Annotated in this window: 23 protein-coding genes; 18 read left to right on the top strand and 5 right to left on the bottom strand. The window is 43.2% G+C overall.

Translation table 11 applies throughout. The features are described from left to right. The first annotated feature begins 46 nt into the window (after positions 1-46). From ffh to trxA, 15 genes are all read left to right on the top strand, one after another. Positions 47-1,435: a signal recognition particle protein gene (ffh, locus tag Q0307_RS11750; protein ID WP_298660793.1), complete on the top strand. Its 1,389-nt coding sequence runs from the start codon at positions 47-49 to the stop codon at positions 1,433-1,435. Positions 1,436-1,685: 250 nt separating this feature from the next. Beyond that, the gene (locus Q0307_RS11755) at positions 1,686-2,249 is read left to right on the top strand and encodes a hypothetical protein (protein WP_298660795.1); all 564 of its coding nucleotides are present in this window, start codon (positions 1,686-1,688) and stop codon (positions 2,247-2,249) included. A gap of 207 nt (positions 2,250-2,456) precedes the next feature. Beyond that, positions 2,457-3,695, top strand: a complete 1,239-nt coding sequence (locus Q0307_RS11760) for a hypothetical protein (protein ID WP_298660797.1) — start codon at positions 2,457-2,459, stop codon at positions 3,693-3,695. A gap of 121 nt (positions 3,696-3,816) precedes the next feature. Beyond that, on the top strand, positions 3,817-4,197 hold the full coding sequence (locus Q0307_RS11765) for a hypothetical protein (protein ID WP_298660799.1): 381 nt from the start codon (positions 3,817-3,819) through the stop codon (positions 4,195-4,197). A gap of 289 nt (positions 4,198-4,486) precedes the next feature. Continuing rightward, positions 4,487-5,119 carry a hypothetical protein gene (locus tag Q0307_RS11770; RefSeq protein ID WP_298660801.1) on the top strand — a complete coding sequence of 211 codons (633 nt, stop codon included), beginning with the start codon at positions 4,487-4,489 and terminating at the stop codon, positions 5,117-5,119. A 225-nt stretch (positions 5,120-5,344) separates the two neighbouring features. Beyond that, positions 5,345-5,662 carry a hypothetical protein gene (locus Q0307_RS11775; RefSeq protein WP_298660803.1) on the top strand — a complete coding sequence of 106 codons (318 nt, stop codon included), beginning with the start codon at positions 5,345-5,347 and terminating at the stop codon, positions 5,660-5,662. 223 nt (positions 5,663-5,885) lie between these two features. Then, entirely contained in the window at positions 5,886-6,821 is a 936-nt protein-coding gene (locus tag Q0307_RS11780) for a DUF1287 domain-containing protein (protein ID WP_298660805.1), read from the top strand. Positions 6,822-6,976: 155 nt separating this feature from the next. After that, positions 6,977-7,228, top strand: coding sequence for a 30S ribosomal protein S16 (gene rpsP, locus Q0307_RS11785; RefSeq protein ID WP_298660809.1), 252 nt, complete (start codon positions 6,977-6,979; stop codon positions 7,226-7,228). A gap of 13 nt (positions 7,229-7,241) precedes the next feature. After that, the gene (rimM, locus tag Q0307_RS11790) at positions 7,242-7,757 is read left to right on the top strand and encodes a ribosome maturation factor RimM (RefSeq protein ID WP_298660811.1); all 516 of its coding nucleotides are present in this window, start codon (positions 7,242-7,244) and stop codon (positions 7,755-7,757) included. A gap of 7 nt (positions 7,758-7,764) precedes the next feature. After that, entirely contained in the window at positions 7,765-8,517 is a 753-nt protein-coding gene (trmD, locus tag Q0307_RS11795) for a tRNA (guanosine(37)-N1)-methyltransferase TrmD (RefSeq protein ID WP_298660814.1), read from the top strand. Next, positions 8,514-8,858: a 50S ribosomal protein L19 gene (rplS, locus tag Q0307_RS11800; protein ID WP_298660816.1), complete on the top strand. Its 345-nt coding sequence runs from the start codon at positions 8,514-8,516 to the stop codon at positions 8,856-8,858. Before trmD ends, rplS begins: the two co-directional genes overlap by 4 nt. 224 nt (positions 8,859-9,082) lie before the next feature. Beyond that, positions 9,083-10,912, top strand: coding sequence for an EAL domain-containing protein (locus Q0307_RS11805; protein ID WP_298660818.1), 1,830 nt, complete (start codon positions 9,083-9,085; stop codon positions 10,910-10,912). 13 nt (positions 10,913-10,925) lie between these two features. Further along, the gene (gene mpl, locus Q0307_RS11810; protein WP_298660820.1) at positions 10,926-12,284 is read left to right on the top strand and encodes a UDP-N-acetylmuramate:L-alanyl-gamma-D-glutamyl-meso-diaminopimelate ligase; all 1,359 of its coding nucleotides are present in this window, start codon (positions 10,926-10,928) and stop codon (positions 12,282-12,284) included. After that, the gene (locus Q0307_RS11815; protein WP_298660822.1) at positions 12,277-12,888 is read left to right on the top strand and encodes a flavin prenyltransferase UbiX; all 612 of its coding nucleotides are present in this window, start codon (positions 12,277-12,279) and stop codon (positions 12,886-12,888) included. The genes mpl and Q0307_RS11815 overlap by 8 nt, the downstream gene beginning before the upstream one ends. A gap of 78 nt (positions 12,889-12,966) precedes the next feature. Continuing rightward, complete coding sequence (gene trxA / locus Q0307_RS11820; protein ID WP_298660824.1) at positions 12,967-13,335, top strand: thioredoxin; 369 nt, start codon at positions 12,967-12,969, stop codon at positions 13,333-13,335. Positions 13,336-13,364: 29 nt separating this feature from the next. On the opposite strand, the gene Q0307_RS11825 is transcribed toward trxA, so the two are convergent. The 4 genes from Q0307_RS11825 to Q0307_RS11840 all read right to left on the bottom strand — a co-directional run bounded on the left by Q0307_RS11825 (position 13,365) and on the right by Q0307_RS11840 (position 17,324). Then, positions 13,365-13,901, bottom strand: coding sequence for a hypothetical protein (locus Q0307_RS11825; RefSeq protein ID WP_298660826.1), 537 nt, complete (start codon positions 13,899-13,901; stop codon positions 13,365-13,367). A gap of 224 nt (positions 13,902-14,125) precedes the next feature. Further along, complete coding sequence (locus tag Q0307_RS11830; RefSeq protein ID WP_298660828.1) at positions 14,126-14,458, bottom strand: hypothetical protein; 333 nt, start codon at positions 14,456-14,458, stop codon at positions 14,126-14,128. Between the two features lie 329 nt (positions 14,459-14,787). Next, entirely contained in the window at positions 14,788-16,458 is a 1,671-nt protein-coding gene (gene recN, locus Q0307_RS11835; RefSeq protein WP_298660829.1) for a DNA repair protein RecN, read from the bottom strand. After that, the gene (locus tag Q0307_RS11840; RefSeq protein WP_298660831.1) at positions 16,458-17,324 is read right to left on the bottom strand and encodes an NAD(+) kinase; all 867 of its coding nucleotides are present in this window, start codon (positions 17,322-17,324) and stop codon (positions 16,458-16,460) included. The genes recN and Q0307_RS11840 overlap by 1 nt, the downstream gene beginning before the upstream one ends. A gap of 162 nt (positions 17,325-17,486) precedes the next feature. On the opposite strand from Q0307_RS11840, the gene hrcA reads away from it, so the two are divergent. Continuing rightward, a complete protein-coding gene (hrcA, locus tag Q0307_RS11845; protein ID WP_298660834.1) occupies positions 17,487-18,584 on the top strand; it encodes a heat-inducible transcriptional repressor HrcA in 1,098 nt (365 codons plus the stop codon). Between the two features lie 3 nt (positions 18,585-18,587). Here the strand turns inward: hrcA and Q0307_RS11850 are convergent, their stop codons facing one another. Beyond that, entirely contained in the window at positions 18,588-20,897 is a 2,310-nt protein-coding gene (locus Q0307_RS11850; protein WP_298660836.1) for a hypothetical protein, read from the bottom strand. Positions 20,898-21,082: 185 nt separating this feature from the next. Between Q0307_RS11850 and rpoH the strand changes: the two genes are divergently transcribed. Continuing rightward, the gene (rpoH, locus tag Q0307_RS11855) at positions 21,083-21,946 is read left to right on the top strand and encodes an RNA polymerase sigma factor RpoH (protein WP_298660838.1); all 864 of its coding nucleotides are present in this window, start codon (positions 21,083-21,085) and stop codon (positions 21,944-21,946) included. A gap of 647 nt (positions 21,947-22,593) precedes the next feature. Continuing rightward, the gene (locus Q0307_RS11860) at positions 22,594-23,184 is read left to right on the top strand and encodes an HNH endonuclease (RefSeq protein ID WP_298660839.1); all 591 of its coding nucleotides are present in this window, start codon (positions 22,594-22,596) and stop codon (positions 23,182-23,184) included. The last annotated feature ends 21 nt before the right edge of the window (positions 23,185-23,205 follow it).

The raw sequence follows: 23,205 nt of genomic DNA on the forward strand, positions 1-23,205 counted from the left end.
ATGATAGCAATTTGTTCTCGATTGGGACTAGCAGAAGACCATAATCATGTTTGAAAATTTAAGTGATCGTCTTTCGAAAACGGTAAAAAAACTACGTGGGCAAGCGCGTTTAACCGATGAAAATATAAAAGATGCCTTGCGTGATGTGCGAATGGCTTTATTAGAGGCGGATGTTGCACTGCCAGTGGTGCGTGATTTTATCGGTCGTATCCGTGAACGTGCAGTCGGACAAGAAGTTTTAGAAAGCCTTACCCCCGGTCAAGCTCTGATTAAAGTCGTTCATGAAGAGCTGATTGAGATTATGGGGCAGGCAAATGAAACTCTCAACCTGAATGCTCAGCCACCTGCTGTTATTTTGATGGCTGGCTTACAAGGTGCGGGTAAAACTACTACCGTAGGTAAATTAACTCGCTTTTTGAAAGAAAAAAGTAAAAAAACGGTGATGGTTGCTAGCTGTGACGTGTATCGTCCTGCGGCGATTAAGCAGCTAGAAACTATTGCTAAGCAAACTGAAGCAGTGTTTTTCCCCAGTGAACCCCATCAAAAGCCTGCTGATATTGCTTTAGCGGCACTCGCGCAAGCTAAACGCCAGTATATGGATGTTTTGATCATCGATACTGCAGGCCGTTTGCATATTGATGCGGAGATGATGGAGGAGATCAGCCAGCTCAATACGCTGCTCAAGCCGGTTGAAACATTGTTCGTTGTCGATAGTATGACTGGGCAAGATGCGGCCAATACCGCTAAAGCTTTTGGTGATGCTTTGCCTTTAACGGGTGTAGTTCTGACTAAGACCGATGGTGATGCACGCGGCGGTGCGGCTTTGTCGGTGCGGCATATTACCGGCAAGCCCATTAAATTCATGGGGGTAGGTGAAAAGCTTGATGCTTTAGAGCCTTTCCATCCGGATCGGATGGCTTCACGTATTCTAGGCATGGGCGACGTGCTCAGTTTAATTGAGCAAGCCCAGCATAAAGTTGACCATGAAAAAGCTCAAAAGCTAGCGCGTAAACTCAATAAAGGCAAAGGTTTTGATTTCGAAGATCTGCGTGACCAGATGAATCAAATGCTAAAAATGGGTGGCATGAGTAGCTTGTTGGATAAGTTACCCGGTATGGGCGCTATGCCTGCGCATGTGAAAGAGCAAGCCAATGATAAAGAAATTCGCCGTATGATCGCGATTATTAATTCAATGACCTTAGAAGAGCGCCGTAATCCTGAACTCATTAAAGCCTCACGTAAACGTCGCATTGCCACCGGCAGTGGTCTGCAAGTTCAGGATGTGAATCGTTTACTCAAGCAACAACAGCAAATGAGTAAAGTCATGAAGCAGTTTTCAAAAGGTGGTGGGATGCGTAGACTAATGCAGAATATGAAAGGGAAGTTACCGACTGGGAGTGGTTTTCCTCCGCTAGGAGGTGGTTTCTCTGGTTAAAAACTTGCCCTTTCTCTAAAAATTCATGATTTCAACTGTTTACCTAGTGAGGGCTGCGCTGTATGATTTAGTTGTGCCAAAGTTACAACTAAATGCTTAGGTTTGTTGGCTTTTGGCAACATTTAGAGCTGAATGTTAGGCATTTCCATAGAAATATTCTGCTTAGTCATTAGGTCGATCAATGATTAGAGGGTGGGTTCCCGTCTAGTCTTTATTGCTTCACATTTAACAACGAAAGAGATTAAAAGCCATGAAAATCAAGACTCCGTATACTTTAGCGGCGATCTTTGCGGTAAGTGTGTTTGCCTCTGGCTGTAGCCAAATGGCAGCACAGCAAGCTGCACCAGCTCCTGAAGCCAAACCAGCCGCACCAAAAACAATCGTTGACTGCAGCAAGTGCCATAAACCAGCTCCAGCCCCAGCGGCTACTCCAGCAGGTGGTGCACATACCCATCCAGCAATTCCTGGTTGTACTAATTCTACTACCCATACTCATCCCTTTACTAACGCTAAACATCAGCATGCGTATAGTTGTAAAGGTGGTAAAAAAACAGTTACTAAGCGTGTAGTGAAGCAAACTAAAAAGACAGCAGTTGCTAATAAGTGGGCACATACCCATCCAGCGATTCCTGGTTGTACTGATTCCATCACTCACACCCATCCTTACAACAATGCTAACCACTCACACCATTACAGTTGCAAAGGTGGTCAAAAACAACAGCACATTGTAGTGCCCCAAGTTAAAGCAAAAGGTAATTTCAAGGGGCCAGTTCAAATTGATACGGGTGTAATGCAAACTTACAAAAAACCGTAAAATGAGTGATTTTTGAGTTGCAGAAAGCTTCTGTGATTCAATAAAATCTACCCATACCAGCCCGATGTCAGATGATATCGGGCATTTTTATTAGTAGCTTCTTTATTTTTATAAAACGGTTAAATTTGGTAATGTTGTAAATAATCAGTTACTGTTGCACTCTTGCCTCACAACTGTATTGGTTCTTGTCGCACAAGCATAGAAATTATGGATAAATTTAAAGCGTTATTACTACTTTTGGTGTGGATTTGCTTAGCACCGTTTAGCTCCGCCTTTGCATCTGTTTGGAGTTCTGACTCGCAATGGGATGAATCTTGGGAAAATCGCTATCGCCAATGGGTAGTTCAAAACTGGAAAGATGATATCTTCATGAATCCAGCCAAGCCTATCTATTACAAATTTGAAAACGACTGTGCTGATGCAACTTATATGATGCGCCTCATTTTCTCTTATGAGCATAGATTGCCTTTCGTAGTAAATAATCAGCAAACGCCAAGCCAAGTGATTAGCAATAATATGGGCATTTGGGACAATCTACCTGAACCACAACGTGTGCGCCGTTTTATGGATTATGTTGCTGATATGACGAGCACTAAGTCCTTAAGACAAGATACTTATCCGGTTGCGTTGAATGACATTAAAGCGGGTGACGTTTATGTAGCACCGGGTGTACACTCTTATCAAATTGTAGAGGTGACTGAAACCGGTATTGCTGAAGTCATGGCCTCGACTACGCCAAAAACTTCACGTTTCTTACTACGTACTCCATCCTTTCCGTTTTATGTACCCGAAGATAAGACATTTGCTGATGGTTATCGTCGCTTTAAGCAACCTCAAAATATTCGTCAGCCTGCCAGCGCACAGCCGGGTTATAGCGAAGAACAGTTCCAGTTAGCGGCTGATTTGAAATACGACTATGTGGCGTTCACTGATATTATTTCTAAAAAGCTAGGCAAACGCTCAGAGCGCCCTGATGAAAAAACTACTCGTTTATTATTAGCACTTTGTATGTATGCTAATGATCGTAGCGTTTACGTATATGATGCACTGTGGCATCTACAGGAGATTCGTAAAGGTGGACGTCAATGTATGAGTGCTAAAGAGTTTGATGATTATTCAACGCCAGGACGCGATAAACGTTTAGGCATGTTCTTTAGTTCCATTCGCCATCACCTAGATCGCATTGGCCGCTTTGATCCACAATCCCAACCTGCCCGTTGGGCGAAAGCGGTGTTCTCGATTGATGAGCCACCAGCCGGTGAAATGAAACATTTAAATGATTTCTGCATGGTACAAATGACCTTAGGCGAAGAGTTATATATGAGTTTGCGTGAGTTACGCAAAAACTTAGAAGGTGGTCACTTAGTATCTGACCCTCATGCACCACTACAGTATCGTTGGGGCATAGTTAAAACACCTTACGCACCTACTTGCCCAACTTATTAAGTAATTAGGGTGATTGTTGTAAAAAAGTCAGGGGAATTGTTTTATCTTACCAACAATTTTGAATATACTTGTAGAACCTTGTTCCCTAATTAACGTTATATAGAGACCGAAGACTATGAAGATGAAAGCTCAACTCTCTCTCGCAGCAGTTATTCTGGCTGGTTTATTAGCATCTGGTTGTAGCCAAATGAGTGCTCAACAAGTCGTAGAGCCACCGCCAGCACCAACTCCAGATAAAGTTGTCTTAGATTGTAGCAAATGTGGCCCAGCACCTGTTGTAAAACCACGTCCAGTTGTGAAACCACGCCCAGTGGTACGTCCACGTCCAGTGGTACGTCCACGTCCAGTTGTGAAGCCACGTCCTCCAGTTGTTGTTCGTCCACAACCACGCCCACCAGTTGTGGTAGTACCACCAGTAAAAGTACCACCAGTGAAGGCAAAAGGTACCTATCGTGGTAAGATCCAAATCGATCAAGGCGTGATGAAGCAATACCAACAGTAAGAATTGATGTGGCTAAGCTTTTGTAGCTAAACCACAACAAAACTGCTCAAGCCCTTTACTTTGTAAAAAGTAAGGGGCTTTTTGTTTGTGAGTTTTGAACCCCAGAAGCAAGCTACTACAAGGATTTGCTAGACGATTGCTTGTGCATTGAACAGTTGAGTGGGGGTTAGAAAAAAATATAAAAAATGTCGTAAAAAAAACTCAAAACTCGGTTTTATGCGCATCAATTTTAAAAACTTTGACTATACTCGAGAGTGCGTTCCCTTAAACAACGAAAGAGACCACTATTATGAAAATGAAAACCCAATTTTCACTAGCTGCCATTTTTTTGGCAGGGCTACTCACTTCTGGTTGTAGTCAGATGAGTGCACAGCAGGTTGCACAAGCTGCACCTCCACCAGCACCGGCTCCTGGCAAAGTTATTACCATTACTGACTGCAGTAAATGTCCTCCACGTCCACGTGTTGGTGGTGGTACAGTGCGTAAAGGTGGTGGGGGCGTACGTAGAGGAGGAGGGGTACGTAGAGGAGGTGGGTTAGGTGGTCGTCATTCTCATCCTGCGATTCCTGGTTGTACTAATTCAGTTACGCATAGTCACCCATTCACTAATCCACGCCATACGCATAAATACAGTTGTAAAGGTCGCAAGCCCAATAGAGGGGGGAGAGGCCCAATTAGAAAGCCATTACCTCCAACAGGTGGCAAATGGGCACATACCCACCCAGCGATCCCTGGTTGCACTAACTCTATAACTCATACTCATCCATATACCAATCCTAACCACTCACATCATTACAGCTGTCGTGGTGGGATGCGTCCTCAGCAACAACAGCAAATTATTGTTCCGCCTGTTAAAGCCAAAGGCAATTTCAAAGGCCCCATTCAAATCGATCAAGGCACAATGAAGCAATATCGCCAATAAAAGGCTGTAAGCAAGCATTAGGAAACAATAGCTAACAAGGTACCCATTCTAAGAGAGTGGGTATCCTTGCCGTTTATCTAGTAGTCATTTAACAACTGCCGATAAAATTTATTGGTTAAGCTGTCATTAGGGCGGGTCTTAGCATAGTAAGGCTGTCTGCAATGGGCTTATAAGATACCTAGCGTATTTTTAATAACAATAAATTTTAAATAGAGGCAACCAATAATGAAAATTAAGAATCGGCATGTAGCTATGGCTATTTTGATTGCGGGTATAGCCGCGGCAGGTTGTAGCCAACAGCAAGCAGCGCCACCGGTTGAAACGGTTCCAGAGCCAATTGTTGAAGCTCCCCAACCAGAGCCTGTGCCCGTCATTGAAGAGCCAGCCCCGATTGTACAACCAGCACCACCTGTACAGCGCCCTCGTCCAGTCCACCGGCCGGTTCAGCGTCCGCCCGTCAAAGTGCCACCTGTTAAGGCTAAGGGTAATTACCGTGGTGCAGTGCCTATTGATCGTCGTGCTATGCAGCAGTATCAATACTAAAAAACTGTTACTGTTATGGTTGAGTATGGTACTCAACCATAACAATGTAAATGGAAGCCGACTGACAAGAATTATGAATAGCTAAAGTTTTTTGTTAAACCCCATGCATTAAAAAATTAATGTTCCTGAAGCTAGTATTTGCTAGATATTTATTATAAAACTACGTGCGCACGGGTTGGGGATGTGCGTTCCTTCTAGATTATTTATTCCTTTGGGTGGAGTTATGGTGAACTCTTTTGTCAATACAGCTTTAAAAAGAAAGATTAGTTTTGTGGCTTATGGCAGTGCTATTTTAGCCTTAGCGAATTTAGCAGGTTGTTCTACGAACACGGTCGAAACAGAAGCAAAGCCTTCGACACCACAGAAATTGGCGACCACTAAGCCGCAAACTTCTATCAGAATTATTCAAAGGAATCTTGCTGTAACAGCACAATCGTCACCACCACGCCGTGGCAAAGATCAGCATCAATTGGAGTTCGAACAAAAACAGCGTTGGTATCATCAACAATGGGAAGTTGCCCAGCGTGCGAATGAAGCCAGACAACGTGCACAAATGGCTTGGCAAATACAACGTTCGCAACGTGTAGTTAACACGGATTATTCTGAACGCTTGGCTGAAGCTGCAGTGGATCGTTTACGTTATCGCGTTAGCTATAATGGTGCGTATATTCCTATAAGTTATCCGAATGGCGATGTCCCTTCCAATATTGGCGTTTGTACTGACACCGTTATTCGTTCTTATCGTCGCTTGGGTGTCGATTTGCAACGTCTAGTCCATGAAGATATTTCGCGCGCATTCTATTCTTATCCAAATTTGCCGAAGTGGGGCTTGCAAGGTCCGGATACTAATATCGATCATCGGCGTGTCCATAATTTAAAAGTCTTTTTCACTCGTCATGGTCAACGTTTACCTGTCACTGGTAATCCTAGTGATTATCGTCCTGGTGATTTAGTCACTTGGAGTTTGGGGGGTGATCAAGAACATATTGGCATTGTGGTCGATCAGCGCTCGCCTTCTGATCCACGCCGTTTCATGATCGTGCATAATATTGGCCAAGGTGAAAAGCTAGAAGATGTACTCTTCAAAATGCCTATTAGCGGTCACTATCGCTATTTCCCAGGCTCACGTCAGCCACAACTGGCTTCAGTTCAGTATTAGGGCTAATTTTGCTAAGCCCCACAAACTTGGGGCTTAGAACACGGTTTATTTGTCAATACCCTCTTCACATTTCTCAAAAAAACCGTACAATTGCGCGTTTGCTTTTGGCAGCGCTCTGTCGATCGGTATTTGAATTTAACTAAGGTCTTTGATTTATGGTCAATATTCGTCTGGCTCGTGGTGGTTCTAAAAAGAATCCATTCTATAGCATAGTGGTCACTGATAAACGCAAGCCTCGTGACAGCGGCTATATTGAGCGTGTGGGTTTCTTTAATCCAGTTGCTCGCGGTCAAGAAATTCGTTTACACGTTGAGCAAGAGCGTGTGCAATATTGGATTTCTAAAGGTGCACAACCTAGTGAGCGCGTAGCAAAGTTGTTGAGTGAATCAGCAAAAGCAGCTGCTTAAGTAGGTTTTCTAGATGCTAGCTCAATCTGAAGCCATGGTTGTACTTGGAAAAATTTCCGGTGCGTTTGGTGTTAAAGGTTGGGTAAAAGTCCATTCTTATACTGAAAATCTGGCCGATATTTTTAATTATCAGCCTTTATATTTCAAAGTTAATCAAGAATGGAAAGCTGTAAAGCTTATTGACCATCAACAGCAATCCAAAGGCCTGGTCGCCAAATTTGAACATGTTTTAGACCGTAATGCAGCGATTAAGCTGACTGGCACTGAGATTGCTGTATTACGTAGTCAATTACCTGTTCTAGCAGCCGATGAGTATTATTGGTCTGATTTAGAGGGTCTAACAGTGAAAACTATCACTGGCACGGTCTTAGGTAAGGTAGATCACTTATTTGAAACGGGAGCTAATGATGTCCTAGTAGTTAAACATGCTACTGGCGAACATTGGTTGCCTTGGGTAATGGATTCAGTGATTAGGCGTGTTGATTTGGCTACTAGTTTAATCGAAGTCGACTGGGATCCAGAGTTTTGAGCTTAAAATGCAGTTTGCAGTACTGACCCTGTTTCCGGAGTTAGTACAAGCGGTAACTCAGCATGGTATTGTGCGACGAGCTATTGAGCAGCAAGCTGTCGAGGTTAGTTGTTATAATCCACGCGATTATACGTTGGACGTACATCGTACTGTAGATGATCGCCCTTATGGCGGTGGCCCAGGAATGGTAATGAAGTCCGACTGTTTATTGCGAGCGATTCGTGATGTACGAAAGCGGCATCTGGGTCGATTAGTTTATTTAAGTCCACAAGGTATACCTTTAACACAAGCCAAAGTCCGTGAGTTTGCGCAAGAGTCAGGGTTAGTCTTACTGTGTGGACGCTATGAAGGCATTGATGAGCGCATTATTCAATTAGAAGTAGACGAAGAATGTTCCATCGGTGATTATGTACTTAGTGGTGGTGAGCTAGGGGCAATGGTACTGATTGACAGTGTCACCCGTTTACTACCCGGAGTATTAGGGCATGAAGATTCTGCTGAGCAAGATTCATTCGCAGAAGGTTTGTTAGATTGTCCACATTATACCCGCCCTGAGCTCATTGAAGGGTTGGGGATTCCTGCTGTTCTTAAAAGTGGGAATCACGCTGCTATTGCTCGTTGGCGTAAAATGCAAATGTTAGGGGCGACATGGTTAAAACGTCCTGATTTGCTAGCAAAAAAAGATTTAAGTGCAGCAGAACAAGCCCTGCTGAATGAATTTAGACAGGAATACAAGGTTTCTTCAGAGGTTATCTCATGAATACGATTATTCGTCAGTTAGAACAAGAGCAAATGAATAAGGATATCCCTAATTTTGCTCCCGGTGATACAGTAGTAGTACAGGTTCGCGTAAAAGAGGGTGATAAAGAGCGTTTACAAGCTTATGAAGGCGTGGTTATTGCTAAACGTAACCGTAGCTTACACTCAGCATTCACCGTACGGAAAATGTCTTATGGCGAAGGTGTGGAGCGCGTATTCCAAACTTACAGTAATAGCATTGCTAGCATCGAATTGAAACGTCGTGGTGATGTGCGTCGTGCAAAACTGTACTATCTACGTGGCTTGACTGGTAAAGCGGCACGGATTAAAGAAAAAGTTTAAGCTCCTAAGTCGTAGCTCAAAACTGTCAAAAGCACTATCAACGCTCTAGTTATAGTGCTTTTTTTATGGGTGAAGTTTAGAAAATTCGCGCTAAGCCCCGAAGATTACCGCGCCTATCTGGTCAGTCTATACAGGCTATAAACTGCTCTTTATGATAGATCCATCAAAAAAATAATTTATAGTAGTCGGGGTATGATTAAGTGATTGAAACTGGGGTTCCATCCATGTGGACTCAGTCTCTTTGGTATCTAGCAATTGCTGTCTCACTGCTAGGCTCTATTGGTGCAGGCATTTGGTTCTTTCTGCGTCAACGTGGTGGTTCACGGCGAGTTTCGGTGGATCAAGAGAATATCTTGATTGCAGCCTTGATGGATGTAGAGGAAGCTGCCGTGCTTGCTAACAAGCACGGCTTCATTGTTTTAATTAATCCCGCAGCCGAAAAACTCTTACGCCAGCGTGCGCGCAGTACCCGTGGTAAATATCATACCGAAGTTTTTCACTTATTGGATCCTGCTAAACATTCGCCTATCCCTTGGATGGAGCGTAATCATATGATTCGACAGCAAATCTTCCGTGATTGCTTATTCAATTGTCATGGTTTACAAGATGTCGAGATAACCTATCTGGTTAAACCCTTGTCTTTAACGGGAAAAGACGATGATCATATTTTGCTGCTATTAAAAGATCAATCAGAGTTAAGGGCTTTACAGGCTCATCTGAATTATGTGCAGATGAATGATCCACAAACCAAGCTATTGAATCGTAAGAGTTTTGAGCTTAAATTAAAAACTGCCTTGGATGAGGCACGACAACAAGGAGTTAAGCACTCGTTTTGTCATGTGGCTCTTGACCAATTTAAGCTAGTCAATGATACCTTGGGTCATAGTGCAGGAGATGCTTTCATTGAGCGCATTTCCCACCTGTTGAAAAACTCCATTGATAAACGCCGCGATGTATTAGCACGCATTGGTGGCGATGAGTTCGGAATTTTGTTCCGTGAGGCTGAGCCAATTGATGCGTTACGTAAAGCGGAAAGTTTGCGTAATGCAGTAATGCGTTATAATTTTGTTTGGGATGGGCAGCCACATAAAATCACTGCTAGTGTCGGCTTTGTACCCATTCACAAGCAATCAGGTACACCAAATCGTGTCTTTTCTTTAGCGGATGCAGCTTGTCGGGTCGCGAAAGCCAAGGGTGGTAATCGCTTACATCTCTATCGTCCTGATGATGTTGAAATTAATAAACATCGTGGGCAATTAGTTTGGATTGGGCGTTTGCGTAAAGCTTTTGAAAGTGGGGAGTTTCGGCTCTATGCGCAACCGATTCAACCCCTTGAACCTAGGGCTTTCCTCAAGCCCTTTCATCATTATGAGATTTTACTGCGACTCTTTGATGCGGAAGGTAAAGCGATTTCACCGGATGAATTTATCCCAGTCGCCGAATACTATTCGATGATGCCGAAATTGGATCGTTGGGTAGTCAAAGAACTCTTAACGCATGTTAGACGAATCGCCAAGTGCAATCCTTTGCCGATTTTTGCCATTAATTTATCCGGACAAAGTTTGGATGATCCTAGTTTCCTGAAATATGTGTTGGATATGATTAAATGGGCCGCCGTGCCACCGAATATGTTGTGCTTCGAGATTACTGAGCGGGTTGCAATTAGTAACTTAGCCTTGGCACATAAATTTATTGATACACTAAAATTATTAGGCTGTAGCTTTTCTTTAGATGACTTCGGTACAGGGGTAAGTTCCTTCGCTTACCTTAAGCAGTTGCCAGTAAATTACTTAAAAATTGATGGCAGCTTTGTAAAGGATATTGCCACTGATGACGTAGGGCGTGCTATGGTGCAGTCAGTGCATCAAGTCGGACAGTTGATGTCGGTTAAAACGATTGCTGAATATGTTGAGAATGAGCAGATTATCCGTATTCTACGGGATATTGGGATTGAATTTGGTCAAGGCTATGGTATTTCGCGCCCCATCCCTTTACCCGATGTGATCGCAACTCATCTGCAACCAACTGTAACTGCAGCAACTGATAAGACCTAAGGACAAGGGCTAGATGAAAATTCATATTTTAGGTATCTGTGGTACCTTTATGGGTGGTATTGCTTTATTAGCGCGGACGCAGGGAATTGATGTGACTGGTTCTGACGCGAATGTCTATCCGCCGATGAGCACCATGCTAGAGGCAGAAGGGATTAAACTTAGCGACGGTTATGACCCTGTTCACTTACCATCTGATGCCGATACAATCGTCGTAGGCAACTTCATGCGCCGTGGAATGCCGATTATTGAGCAGGTTTTGGATCAGAACTTACCTTATATTTCTGGTCCCCAATGGCTCTATGAAAATATCTTGCGCGAACGTTGGGTGTTAGCCGTGGCAGGGACGCATGGTAAAACTACGACTGCTAGTCTGTTGGCTTGGATTTTAGAATATGCGGGTTTAAAACCCGGCTTCTTAATTGGTGGTGTGCCAGAAAACTTTGGTATTTCAGCACGTTTAGGGGATTCACCGTTTTTTGTAGTCGAAGCAGATGAATATGATACGGCTTTCTTCGATAAGCGTTCTAAGTTTGTGCACTACCATCCACGTACCGTCATTTTAAACAACCTTGAGTATGATCACGCTGATATTTTTCCTGATGTGCAGGCGATTAAAACGCAGTTCCATCACTTGCTGCGGATGGTTCCTAGGAATGGCTTGGTGATCAATCATGGTACTGATGCAAATCTCAAGGCGACTTTGGCAATGGGCTGCTGGACGCCTGTAGAGACTTTCATTGAAGGGGATTGGCAGGCTGAGTTGCTTAAAGCTGATGGTAGTGAGTTCCACGTTTTATACCAGGGTCAACGAGTCGGTTCGGTCAGTTGGGATTTGTTAGGCACGCATAATGTCCATAATGCTTTAGCTGCTTTGGCTGCAGCACGACATGTCGGCGTACCTGTTGAGCATGGTCTAGCAGCTTTACCTAATTTCAAGGGCGTGAAGCGGCGGATGCAGTTGCGTGGGCAAGTTCAGGGTATTGCGGTGTATGATGATTTCGCGCATCACCCAACCGCTATTGCTACCACTCTAGCAGGGTTAAGAGCAAAAGTTGGGCAAGGCCGCATTATTGCTTTATTAGAACCACGCTCAAACACGATGCGTTTAGGTACACATAAAGAACAACTCGCTCATTCACTCATAGATGCGGATCAAGTTTGGTTGTATCAGCCAGCCGGTTTAAACTGGGACTTAGGTTCAGTACTTGAGGGGTTAGGTGCTAAAGCTCAACTGGAGCAAGATATTGAGCACCTAGCCATAAAAGTGGCTCAGACGGCACAGATCGGCGACTCTATACTCATTATGAGTAATGGTGGCTTTGGCGGGATTCACGATAAAGTTTTAGCTGAGTTAGCTAAGCGTTATGCCTAAAACCATCACTTTAATGATGACCGGTGCTTCAGGAGCACAATATGGACTGCGTTTATTAGAGCAGTTGTTGGCTTTACAATGCAAAGTGTATTTGCTGCTTTCGCGTCCTGCATTGTTGGTGATTAATACTGAAACTGAGTTTAAAGCACCAGCCCGTGCTCTTGAAATTGAACAGTATTTTTCAAGTTTGTTTGCTGCCAAAGCGGGGCAGTTAAGCGTATTTGAGCGCGAGCAATGGATGGCACCGATTGCTAGTGGCAGTGCAGTAGCGGATGCTACCGTCGTGTGCCCTTGCACTACCGGTACTTTATCAGCCATTGCCTGTGGGAGTAGTCGAAATTTAATTGAGCGTGCCGCAGATGTTGCACTTAAAGAACGGAAGCAGTTAATTCTCGTGGTAAGAGAAACACCGTTTTCCGAAATCCACTTAGAAAATATGCTAAAACTTACTAGGATGGGAGCGGTGATTATGCCAGCTAACCCCGGATTTTATTTTCGTCCTCAGTCCATTAATGATTTAGTCGATTTTATGGTCGCACGGATTTTAGATCATTTGGGTTTAGAACATCAAATGCAGCCGCGTTGGGGCGAAACTAAGCAGTAGCTTGCTGATACTTTTCCGGCAAATCATTTGTCAGGCAACGATTAGCATTAATGGTCACTAAAAAATAAGGAGCTTGCTATGGCAACTGAAAATGTAACTGCCGCTGAATTTAATGAGTTAATCAGTGATAATGAGATTGTGATTATTGATTTCTGGGCCCCTTGGTGTGGACCTTGTCGCTCGTTTGCGCCGATTTATGAAAAAGTCTCAGATAAGCATACTGATATTGTTTTTGCTAAAGTGAATACCGAGGAAGAGGAGGAGTTATCCAACCATTTCCAGATTCGCTCGATTCCTACTTTAATGATTTTCCGTGAGCAAGTAGTATTATTTGCTCAGCCGGGGATGTTATCTGAAGGACAATTGGAAGAGGTGATTGGTAAAGTACGCGAAGTCGACATGGCTAAAGTATACGAAGAAATCGCTAACCAAGAACGTTCTGAATAATCGTAAAAATCAAACTAGGGGAGCAGTTTTTATTCCCCTAGTGAGTTGTTTGGTTTTTTGGATAAAAAACCTGTTGTTTCCAAGCCTACTTTCTGCCGTTGCTCAGTGAGAAGTTGAATCACATAACCGTTACTACTAGCCAAAAATACGGGTAAGACAGCAAGCGGTTCTAAACTGATATAAGCGGCTAGTGTAATAAACATCGGTAAGCCAATAATCGCGCTTAAGCTATGTGTGTAGTCACGGTATAAAGACACACGGTCAACAATCCACCAAGCTCCTTGAAACAATAAATAGGTTGCTAGCCAAGCAATCAATAAGTCGCTAGGTCGGTAAGTGTACATAATCAAAGGGATACCAAAGGCAGCAATAATGCTAACTAGGCGCACCATCCAATAAGAAGAGGAGGACGGCCGTTGAATATTGGGCAAATGCACACCCACGAAACCGCTTAAACCAATGAATACGAGGGCTACCCAGTCTAATTCTGGCAAAAGGTAATGACTAATTAAACTAGCACCTACACCAATACCGATAGCAAGTGCATGTTGACTTTTTGAGCCCATTTTCTTGATCCCCTATATTTATTTATATCATTTTATGGAGCCAACTCTTTAGCCCTGAGTTGGGTTATCTACTAATTATTTATTAGTCGGCATTATGACATAAAGACAAAAGCAATAAGGGGGAGTTCAACAGCAGTTAAGGAAAAAGTATGGCTTCAAAATAAGCCCGACCTCACCCGAAGGTAAGGAGGGGGTTAGATGGAGGAGAGCATCAAGATAAAAGATTAATCAACAGGAATACTAATTTTATTGGTGGTATCGGCCATCACATAAAAGTCCCGTTTACGTTCAGTTTGACCATGGCGTTTGGCGACTGCGGTATAACGGCCAGGAGCTAAAGAGCTAATGGTGAATACATGACGATCCGACTGATACGTCTCACCTTTACCATCAACACGGTAGACTTTCCAAGTAATGGGCTGGAAGGCCGGACCATTATTAATGGTTGCCACCAAACGTACTTCTGCTGAGCGGCTATCCGCCCAAGCTGCATTACAGACTCCAGTAGCACCTAGCAATAAGTTAGCTACTATTAAAATGTGGAAGGTTTTTTTCACAGAAATCCTCCTTGATAAGTATCAAGTACACAGCAATTAAAATGAATTTATTGCCGAGATAAGCGAAATTTTTTCCATAAAATCAACGCCTACCAGTTAGGTTCTCTTTTTTACGGAGAGTTCTAGACAGAGACTATATTAAGTTTCTATCGGGTTTGATCTTGGCTTATCGGTAGAGTTATCTACTTGGTTGGGGGGCAGCAACACCAAGCTAACCTTATATTACAGTATAGTAGGCAGGGTACAGACGTAGAGGTTTAGCCCATTAAAAAGCTAAAACTCTCTGATAAGCGGTAGGATAATCAGCTTATGTTGAGGAGCTAATCAGTTTAATCAGCCCTTTCTAGCATTTCAGTAGCGAGAGCACGAGTTGTTGCAGTGATTTCAGTGCCGCCAATCATGCGCGCAATTTCCTCTACTCGCTCAGTGGAAGGTAAATAAATGATGCCGGTGTTAGTACTATCCGCTGTTTTGATTTTAGTGACTTTATAATGATGATGCGCTTGTGAAGCAACTTGTGGTAAATGTGTGACACACAGGACTTGGCGGTTCGTCCCTAAGCTGCGTAATTGCGAACCTATTACTTCGGCAATACCACCACCAATTCCTGTATCCACTTCATCAAAAATCAAAGCAGGTAGAGTCATTCGTTGGGCTGCGATCATTTGAATGGCTAGGCTAATTCGGGATAGTTCACCACCGGAAGCGACTTTAGTTAATGGCTTGAGAGGCTGGCCGGGATTTGCACTCACTAAGAATTCAATTTGATCCATACCATAAGCATGCGGTGTATCATCTTCGTTGGGGCTAACCTGAATTTGAAATTGTCCGCCTTGCATGCCTAAAGTTTGCATCGTAGTACTTACACCGTTCGACAACTGATCAGCTGCTTGCATGCGTGCTTGACTTAAACTTTGGGCAACTACTTTATAGGCTTGTTGAGTAGCCTCCAATTTAGTCTTTAAAGTTTCTAGGTCGTAATCATCACTCGCTAAACTTGCCAACTCAGCTTGTAAACGTGTTAACTGCTCTGGAAGTAGTTCTGGTTCTAAACGATATTTGCGCGCCATATTACGAATATCAGCAATACGTGCCTCTACTGTGCTTAAGCGCAAAGGGTCTAAATCCACGGCTTGTGCATAGTCACGCAAGATCCACGCAGCTTCTTGGATTTGGATTTGTGCACTATTCACTAATTCTAAGGGGGTTGTTAAAGCCTGATCAACACGTGCTTGACGGCTTAACTCTTGACTGAGTTGACTAAGTGAAGAATATAAAGAACGCTCGTTTTCATAAAGTTGTTGATAGCTATGCTCTGCAGTAGCCTGTAACTGTTCAGCATGTCCTAAGCGATTCAGCTCTTCATCGAGCGCGGTGATTTCCCCTTGCTCTAAAGCGAGTTCACTTAATTCTTGTACTTGAAAATTCAGTAAATCTAAACGCTCCTGAAGTTGACTGCTTTGGGTAGTGAGTTGTAGATAACGTTCATTTAAGTTTTTCCACTGTTTATAGGCTTCCTGCGTTTGTTTGAGCAGGTTTTCATTCGTGGCATAAGCATCGACCATTCCACGTTGCATATCACGCTTCATCAGGGATTGATGTTCATGCTGACCATGAATATCTACCAGTTGTTCGCCTAATTCACGTAATGCAGTCAGTGTTGTACTGGAGCTATTAATCCACGCACGTGATTTACCCGTATTTGTGACTACGCGTCTTAAAATACAGAGATCTTCATCGCTTAATAAATCTTGTTCAGCGAGCCATTGTTTAGCTTGCGGTGTATTGTTGAGATCAACACTTAAGGTAATCTCAGCTTTTTCAGCACCATGGCGCACACTACCCGCATCCGCTTTATCGCCTAAGACCAAACCAATCGCATCTAATAAAATAGATTTACCCGCACCGGTTTCACCGGTTAAAGCCGTCATACCCGCCTGCAATTCCAGCTCTAAATCAGTAATAATCGCGAAATCACGAATGTGGATATAAGTCAGCATTATAGTTGCGTACCCCAGTGCAATTTTGAGCGCAGTATATGATAGTAGTCGTAATGACGGGGATGAAGTAAGCGCATTTTTTTCGGGGAGGCGTTGATTTTAATCCGATCACCAGAAATGAGCGGAATATCGTGATGTCCATCAAAGGATAATAAAGCTTCTACCGGGCGATCACTACCCATTTCAATTTCAATCGAACTTTGATTAGGAATAACAATCGGGCGGCTAGTTAAAGTATGAGGACTTATCGGTACTAAAATACTGGCCTCCAGCGAGGTATGTAAAATAGGGCCTCCACTCGATAGCGCATAAGCCGTCGAACCCGTTGGAGTGGAAATCACCAAACCATCTGCCCGTTGGGTATTCACAAAGAATCCATCAATGTAGGTGGTGAATTCAATCATGCGTACTTCATTACGTGCATGTAGTACCACATCATTTAAAGCAATATTTTGCCCTAGCTTTTCTTCACCACGCCAAGCACAAGCTTTTAATAAGCAGCGCTCATCCTCTAAGTAATCACCCTGTAAAATGGCAGTCAACTGTTCCTGCATTTGTGCAGGTAAAACATCGACTAGAAAGCCCATACGTCCTAAGTTAACTCCCACAATGGGTACTTGAAAGTCAGCAAGTAGGCGTCCCGCAGTGAGTAAAGTACCATCACCCCCAACCACAATCGCTAAATCAATTTGCTGTGCTAGTAGCTCATCGGGAACCGCAGTATTTTGCAGTAAATGCGCGGCTTGAGTATTGAGTAGAATTTTTAAACCTTGTTGGCTTAAAAACGCATAGAGCTTGTGTAAGGTGGCGGTAACGGCTTCGCCATCCTGCCTAGAAAATATGCCAGCGGTAGTGAATAAAGTCATAATTGTATTGCACCTGTTTAAAAATAATTAAGATGCGGCGCTCAAGGCGCGTTATTGTAGCGAGCTGCCGAATAAAAGGCTAAAGTGACCGTGGCGCTATTCAGACAAAATCTCTGAGTTGTTTGTAAGCAAAGCCTTGAATTTCCTGTCTAAGCATCTATTGTGACATTATGTAGTGGGGATAATACAGGTCAAATGGCAGTAAACCGTCAAACTAGTGATTTAAGTGAGCGTGCTCAGCACTTATTAAAAGTGTTAGTGGAGGCTTATATTGCCGATGGACAGCCAGTGGGATCACGGACTTTAGCTAAACGTAGTGGTCTTGATTTAAGTGCAGCGACGATCCGCAATGTGATGGCAGATCTTGAAGAGCTAGGGTATATCCGCTCACCGCATACCTCTGCAGGTCGTGTGCCGACCTCACAAGGTTATCGCTTATTTGTGGATACTTTGTTACAAGTCCAACCTTTAGAAAATCATGCGATTGATATTCTCCAAGGGCGTCTAAGTGCTGGCTTAGATTCTCAAGTCCTCATCCACTCAGCCTCTAGTTTATTGTCGGGGATTACCTCGCTTACAGGGGTAGTGACGGTTCCAAAACGGAATCCTTCTTCTTTGAAGCAAATCGAGTTTTTGCGTTTATCCAGCCATCAAGTATTGGCGATTTTGGTATTTACCCGTAATGAAGTACAAAATCGTATTATTCAGCTTGAGCGCGAAATGACCTTGTCTGAACTGCAGCAAGCGGCTAATTTTTTAAATGAGTGTTTAGTAGGTAAAAATATCCATAGCGCCCGCCAAGCCTTGTTAGATGAAATGCGTCAGCATAGCGAAGATATGAATCGCTTAATGCGGTCGGCGATTGAGTTAGGTGAATTAGCCTTTGCAGGGCTACATACTCAGCAAGAAGAAGATTGTGTGATCGCGGGTGAAACCAATCTGATGGGGTATGATGATCTCTCAGACATTAGCAAGCTGCGTGATTTATTCGGTGCTTTCAATCGTAAGCGTGACATTTTGAGCCTACTGGATAAAACCATTCAGGCTGATGGTGTACAAATTTTTATTGGTCGCGAAGCCGGTTATTCAGTATTTGAAGATTGCAGTCTTGTCACCGCTCCTTATTCCTTAGGTGATGAGCATGTGGGGGTGTTAGGGGTGATTGGCCCTAAGCGCATGCCTTATGAGCGTGTGATTCCTGTCGTGGATTTGACGGCACGCTTGCTCAGTGTAGCCTTGCAATCTCAATATTCACACTAGGCGTTAAAACGCTCCTGGTTGAATACCTTTTATTTGCTGACTGAGTTTGAAGATCAACTCTTCTTTAGCTATTAAGTTTTTATCTTTCATCGTCAACTGTTGATTGAGTTGTTGAATCATTTGTTCTTTCAGTTGAATCACTTTTTCCCGTTGCTCAACAAGCTGCTGATAAGGTTTAGTATCTTCAGACGTTGCTGTGCTGACTTTCTGAGCCTGCAGTTGTTCAGATATATGTTTCAAATCCACTAACACGCGTTTTTTCCAAGCTTCTTGATCGGTAGGGCGATAGGCTATCAACTGCCTTGCAAGATCACGCAGGTATTCAACTAGTTCAGTATGGCGCTGCTGTTGTAGTTCATTAGTACCTTGTCCGAGTTGCTCGTTCAGATCTTGAAGTTGATCAAGCAGAATCGCGAGTTTATCTTGGCCGCCTTCAATATTGCTTTGTTTGATTAGCTCACTATGCTGTTCTATCTGCCCCATAACCTGTTGTTGTTGCGCTTGAGTTTGCTGGCGTTGTTGTAAATCTTGATGATAAAGCTCAGTGAGAGCTGCAAGCTTCTCTTGATAATGAGTGTATTGTTGCTGCATTAACGCTTCAATCATTTTAGCAATCAGCTTCAACTGACGTTGTTGATCACCAATTAATTGCTGTGCTTCGGTGCGAACTTGCTCAAACGTTTGATTGATATATTGTTCAGAGCGCTCCACTAGAGCTTGACGATGCGTTTGCTCTTGGCTCGTTAACGTATGGAAAGAAACTAACTGCTCATTGAGTTGTACCACCAATTGATTACGTTGCTGCTCTAACTGCTGCAGTTTCACATCACGCTCTGCCAATTGATTTTCATGCGCTTGTTGTTGAGCGATTTGCTTTTTTAACTGTGCCTCTTCTTCCATCAACTGCGTGGCTAGGCTATTCAACTGCTGTTCTTTTTGCTGCAGTTGTTCGGTTTTTTGCTGCACTTCTTGAGTACGTTGTTGTAGTTTCATATCGTGTTCAACCAGCAACTTTTTGCGTTGATCAAGTAATTCATTCAGTTGCTGAATAGTTGTATCGCGTTGGTGCAGCAGTGCGTCTTTGGTCTGTACAGTTTGTTGGATTTGGCTAAATTGTTCATGTTGTTGCTGCAAATAAGCTTGCAATTGATCAACTTGCTGCTGGTGTGTAGCCATTTGCTGTTGCTGCGAGTGAGTGCGCTGATGGATCAGCTCGAGTTGACGGACTAACTCAGCAATTTGCGTATCCCGCTTGCTTAGTTCTCGGTCACGCTCTTGCAACTGCATAAATTGAGCGCTGATTTGTGTATCCCGCTGTGTAAGTTGTTGGCTGTGATGAGTAATCGCTTGTTCGAGCACTAGCAGTTGTTGGTCTTTTTCAATCAGCAATTTCTCGCGTTGCTCTAGCATCTGATGGTATTGCATCGCATTTTGTTCTTTCTCATGCAAGATGCGGGTTTGCGCAAAGAGTTGTTCATTACGAATGCTGATGTGCTCGATTTTTTGCTTGATGAGTTGATCACGTTCTTTCAGTTGCTCATCGCGTTCACGCAGCGATTCGTCGCGTTGTTGCAGTTGTTGATGGGCTTCTTGTAAATATTGATCTAATTCTAACAGTTGCTGCTGAGTTTCTTGGAGCAGGGTATCACGCAGGCTGATTTGCTCATCGCGTGCTGCAATAATTTTTTTCTGTTCATGCTGTTTGTGCTGATAAGACAAAACCCACTGATTAACCTCATGGAGTTGACGCTCATATTCATTTAAGGAGCTGTCACGGCGGGTGATCTGTTTATCGCGATTTTCTAATTCACGGTCGCGCTTTTCTAAATGCCGTTCTTTCTCTTCTAATAAACGGTCACGCTGCTTGATCTGTTCCTCACGTTCACGCAGAATTTTTTCACTTTGAAAGGTATTCTTTTCAACTTCGTGTAAGCGTTTTTCCAGTTCACGAATTAGTTGCTCACGCGAACGAATGGCTTCATCGCGTTCTTTAATAATCCGTTCACGTTCTACTAAGCGCTGTTCATATTGCTCAGCTTTACTTTGATAAGCCTGATCAGCCGTCTGATTTTTTTGCAGAATTTGCTCTTTACTGTGAATTTGTTGCTCACGCAAAGCCAATGCACGCTCTAAATCTTCAATGACAGTATCGCGATTGTGTAAGCGCGTAGTAAGTTGCTTCGCTTGCTCACGTAAGCTTTGCGTTTCGTCCTGAAAACTATTAATTAAACTCAGCAGACTCTGCCGGTCTTCATTGGTCAGGAAGCGATTGCCACTGATTTTTTCTAGCAAGGCGGTGTGATCTATGCTCATGGGCTTATTGTTATTGTGGTCTTAAGTAGAGATTCTAACAGGTTTAACTAAATATAAAATTAAACAGAATCAAGCGGTTTGTTTTATAGGATTAAGCGTCTGTGTAGTGAACTCGTGCAAGCATTAGCACTCTAAGTAGAAGAGTGCTAACATACCATTTAATGATTAATAGGAGAGCAACTTATATGACACAAGCCCTAACGCTACGTGGACAGACTTTGCCTTCCCCCGTTGGAAGTTTAGAGAGTTATATCCACGCCATTCATGCCATTCCAGTATTGGAGGCTGAAGAGGAGCGTGAGTTGGCGATAAGCCTGCGCCAAGATAATAATCTTGAAGCGGCTCGGCAGTTAATTTTGCACAATTTACGCTTCGTGGTGAAAGTTGCGCGTGGTTACAATGGCTATGGTTTACCTTTAAGTGACTTAGTCCAAGAAGGTAACGTCGGTCTCATGAAAGCTGTTAAACGCTTCGATCCTGAAATGAATGTACGCCTGATTTCCTTTGCAGTGCATTGGATTCGTGCTGAAATTCATGAATTCATTTTGCGCAACTGGAAGATAGTTAAAGTCGCGACCACCAAAGCACAGCGTAAACTGTTCTTTAATTTGCGCAGTAGCAAGGCACGTTTAGGTTGGTTATCGAATGACCAAGCTCAAGAGGTTGCCAATGATTTGGGGGTAAGTAAAGCTGATGTTCTCGAAATGGAACAGCGTTTAGGCTCCCAAGATGTATCTTTTGATCTATCTAATGACCATGATGAGGATGAGCGTTTTTATTCGCCAAGTCAGTACTTAGCGGCTGAATCTGCTGATCCTGCTGAAACTTTAGAAGCAGAGGAATGGGAAACCTATACCCACGATCGTTTTGAAGAAGCGCTAGCGAATTTAGATGCGCGTAGTAAAGACATCTTGGTTAGTCGTTGGTTGGCGGATGAAAAAGCCACTTTACAAGATTTAGCAGATAAATATGGAGTTTCTGCTGAGCGGATTCGTCAGCTTGAGAATGTAGCGGTGAAAAAGCTGCGTACTGCTGTTGGCGAGTTCTAAACGATGACTTGCTAGTAATTTAAAAGGCCGCATTAAGCGGCCTTTTTTATATCCGTTTCTAAGACTTAGCTAAAAAAAGCAACCGATAAAAAGCTAAACCACGACCAAGCAATCAGCAACCAAACCAGCAGCATGGGAATGCCAAATTCCAAATCAAGTTTCATAATTCCGTGTTCCTATCATCATCGTTATCAAGGACAAATGATAAACAAAGCGACTTGATAGAACAAGCGCAAACAGAAAAGCCCTACTAAGTATGCTTAGTAGGGCAAGTGGAACTCTTTAGGTTTGGACGAAAACCTTAAGAGAAAAACACCACGGAGAAGAAGCTAAACCATGCCCATGCAACTAAAGCCACGATGAGCGCCATTGGCAAACCATAATCAAAACTTAGCATTGTGCAGTCCTGTCTAAATAATGAAGTAATGCTTAAGAGTTTGTATGATCTGCTGACAGGGCTTTTTGATATGCGTCAAAACTCTCCAGTTATCAGCTTTAAACTAGTTAAAACTTACAGGCTATTTGATTTATATCAGGAATTGGACACTATCTAATTGCACTATGCAAACTAACAACAAGGCGCTTATCACAATCTAGTCACCTAAGCGTGCTACGGTGGTAGCGCCAACCAATCAGGAGTTAAGTTCATGACGAACTTGCAGCAACTAATTTTGCGAACGGATATTAGCGGAATGCCTTTGGAATGGATTCATTTCCAAACAGCGGTCAAGCTTTATTACGCTAAACAAGTGGCTTATACCTGTGGTAGTTCGCTGTTACAGGTACATGGCGGGATTAATGCACGCACAGGTTTACGCAGCGAATTAGTCCTAAATTCCATTATTGCCACTTATGGCAGTAAACAAGGCTTATTCGGTGAGTCTTATGTGCCACCTTTAAATAATCCGACTTTATTCCGTCGGGATAATCATCTGTGTTTATACTGCGGTGGGCATTTTAGTGCACATGATTTATCTCGTGATCACGTCATTCCGATTGTCAAAGGTGGAAGAGATCATTGGACAAATGTGGTTACAGCCTGCAAGCAATGCAATAGTAATAAAGGTGGACGCACGCCTGAGCAAGCGAATATGCCCTTATTAGCAGTACCGTTTCAACCTACTTATGTTGAGTATGTGTTTTTGCAAGGCAGGAGTATTTTAGCCGATCAAATGGAGTTCTTGAGTGCACATTTTCCGCGTACTAGTAGTTTACGGAAGCGCTGTTTGCAGTCCTAAAAAAAGATAAAGGCTTTGAGC

Origin of the sequence: uncultured Thiothrix sp. (genome assembly GCF_937873765.1) — a bacterium.
Lineage (GTDB): Bacteria > Pseudomonadota > Gammaproteobacteria > Thiotrichales > Thiotrichaceae > Thiolinea.